Here is a 2,828-nt window from a genome sequence, read left to right as displayed (position 1 = left end):
GTCGCCAGGTTTGCATTGAGTAAGCTTTTAGAGAAAATCAGCCTTAAAGTCGATATGGTTAACTCCGGCGAAGAAGCCTTATCATATTTGGCGTCCAACAATAATCCTGACGTTATTTTTATGGATCAGCTCATGCCGGGTATGAACGGCGTTGACGCTACCAAAGAAATAAAAATGAATCCTGAGACATCAGAGATTCCCATTATTATGTGCACCTCAAAAAAGTCAGATGAATTCTCTGAAGATGCACGTAACTTTGGTATTTATGGTGTGCTAACCAAACCTGCTGAGTCTCAGCAAGTGGTAGAGCTTATTGNAAAGCTCACTAGCGACATAGCTAATAACACGCTACCCAAACCTGCGATTTCTATCTCTCTTAGTGATCAGGAACAGGCTCAACTTGGTAAAATCAGCAAAACTGAGCTTCCGGACGAACTTCAAGACAAACCTGCCGCAGCGCCGAGTGTCGAAGCTTCGTCTGATATCATTGAACAAGTCGCTCGATCAGCCGTAAAAGCGAATGTTAACAACCGCCTTCACGAGCTCCTATCCAGTCTATTCGACGAGCAATACGATCATGTCAAACGCATCCTGAGTGATTCAAAGCAAGAGCAGCAGGATCACTTAAAAGGCATCATGGATGAATACGTCAACGAAATTAATAAGAAAACTGAGTCCATTAAAGAGGAAGTTGCTGCAGAAGTAAGTCTGTTTTTAGGAAACCAACTCACTGAATTTAAGCAAGAGCTTCTGGATAGCAAAGCTCATACAGGCTTAGACCCTGTACAAATTGAAGAATTAAAAGAGCACCTTAGCTCTAGCCAATCTATGGACACTGAGTTTTGGCAACGCTTACAGGGTGACGCAATAAAACAAGCTCATGAAATCACGCGCGAAACTGCAGAAGACGTCGCAGCACAAACAATTGAAACCTATATCAGGCAAAACCGAGCTGCTTCCAATAAGTTTTATGGCATGGCGCTGGCGGCCAGCATAGGTGTATTCGCAGTCGGTATTGCTGTTACTGCAGGACTGTTTGGCTAAGCACTTGAATCAGCATACTGAAGTGACTGCCAAGCGTAAGCGCTCCAGGTCACTTTCAGTATCAACATCCTGAACTCGCCCGCCGAGGTAAACAGGCGTCGTTTTGTTGCGCAAGATTATGCCTTTCGCGCCGCCCTGATTTCCCGGTACAGCCAAGCCTTTTAGCTGAGGCAAATACGACCAAGGAAAGTATGCGGGCACTCCAAGACTAAGCTCCTTGTCCTCTTCTTGATATCCTGCACAAATTATTTCATTCGCTTGCTCATTAACTAAAGTACAGTATTTGCGCAAGTCACTTGTTTCTATTAAGGGCTGATCCCCAAGCAAGAACAACAGGCCATCCACGTTTTCATCTGTCAGCAGGGCTTCGCTCTCTGCAGATGATGCTGCGCTAGCAATGACCTTTCCCATTCCCTCTTGCCATGCACTCTCATGTAAAACCTTTGCAACACCAAAAGAAAGCACACTGTTAATTTCTTTGTAATTAGCGCCCAGCATCACCCAGGTTTTTGGGAAGACCTGAGACACCGTATCAAACACATGTTGCAACAAGGGTTTCCCGTGCCAATCAGCCAGCTGTTTAGGCGAACCGAAACGACTCGATTCTCCAGCTGCCAGGATCACCGCAATAATATTTTTGGCTTCGACGACTTGTTTATCACTCACATTGAGTTCCAGAATAAATTCTATTTATAGGGCTAAGGTGCCTGATAAATATAGAAATTACCACATAGAATAAGCATACCCTACGATATGTATACCAAGAAGCACTAGGCCCAAATAGAAAGACCATGTAAAATAGTCAACTATTCTTACTTAAGCAGCCGAAAACTATGCAAGCCGACACCTCTCTTTTTTCTTATCCTAAGTACTGGGCAGAATGCTTCGGTATTGCACCCTTCCTACCCATGTCTCGTGAGGAAATGGATACTCTGGGTTGGGATAGTTGCGATGTTATTATCATTTGCGGTGACGCTTACGTCGACCACCCCAGCTTTGGCATGGCGGTCATTGGTCGGCTGCTAGAGTCTCAAGGTTATCGAGTTGGAATTATTGCCCAGCCGGACTGGACATCGAAAGATGATTTTCAAAAGCTTGGTAAGCCAAATTTATTTTATGCGGTTTCTGCGGGCAACATGGACTCGATGATCAATCGTTATACAGCTGATCTGAAGATTCGCCATGACGATGCCTACACCCCAAACAACGAGGGTGGTAAGCGCCCTGACCGTGCAGTAACGGTTTATAGTCAGCGCTGTAGAGAAGCCTACAAAGATATCCCGGTTGTGATCGGTGGGATTGAAGCTAGCCTACGCCGAATCGCTCAATACGACTACTGGTCAGACAAGGTAAAACGATCGGTTCTGATGGACTCAAAAGCAGATATCCTACTTTATGGGAATGCAGAGCGAGCAATATCTGAGGTAGCCCTACGTATATCCCGAGGTGAACACCCCAAGGATATGAAAGATATCAAAGGAACAGCTTGCCTACTAAAAGAATTGCCAGAAGGCTGGAATATAAAAGATTCCTCGCGCATCGAAAAACCAAAAGCGCTTGACCCAGCGAACCACCCGTTCCAGAAAAACCCTTATCAAGAAACTGAAATAGAAGGTTCCGAGTCGACAAGTAAATGCGCCGACAATCAGCAAGTCGATAAAGCAGAGCCAATCAAAATTTTACCATTTCCAGAACAAAGCGCTGATAAAGAGAGAGAATTTATCTTACTCCCCTCTTTTGAAAAGGTTTCCAAGGACCCTGTGCTTTATGCTCACACCTCCCGA

Annotated in this window: 2 protein-coding genes and 1 pseudogene; 2 read left to right on the top strand and 1 reads right to left on the bottom strand. The window is 44.9% G+C overall.

Annotated features, from left to right (window positions below):
* On the top strand, window positions 1-1,044 hold a 1,044-nt coding region (locus A3729_RS14850; RefSeq protein WP_068634022.1), incomplete at its 5' end, for a response regulator.
* A 9-nt stretch (window positions 1,045-1,053) separates the two neighbouring features.
* Here the strand turns inward: A3729_RS14850 and A3729_RS14845 are convergent.
* Window positions 1,054-1,710 carry a nucleotidyltransferase family protein gene (locus A3729_RS14845; RefSeq protein ID WP_068512482.1) on the bottom strand — a complete coding sequence of 219 codons (657 nt, stop codon included), beginning with the start codon at window positions 1,708-1,710 and terminating at the stop codon, window positions 1,054-1,056.
* 167 nt (window positions 1,711-1,877) lie between these two features.
* On the opposite strand from A3729_RS14845, the pseudogene A3729_RS14840 reads away from it, so the two are divergent.
* A pseudogene (locus A3729_RS14840) lies at window positions 1,878-2,828 on the top strand (YgiQ family radical SAM protein); the annotation flags it as partial.

The organism is Oleiphilus sp. HI0043, assembly GCF_001634935.1.
Note: the sequence above shows the minus strand (reverse complement) of the source record. Positions and strands in the feature narration are given on the sequence as shown.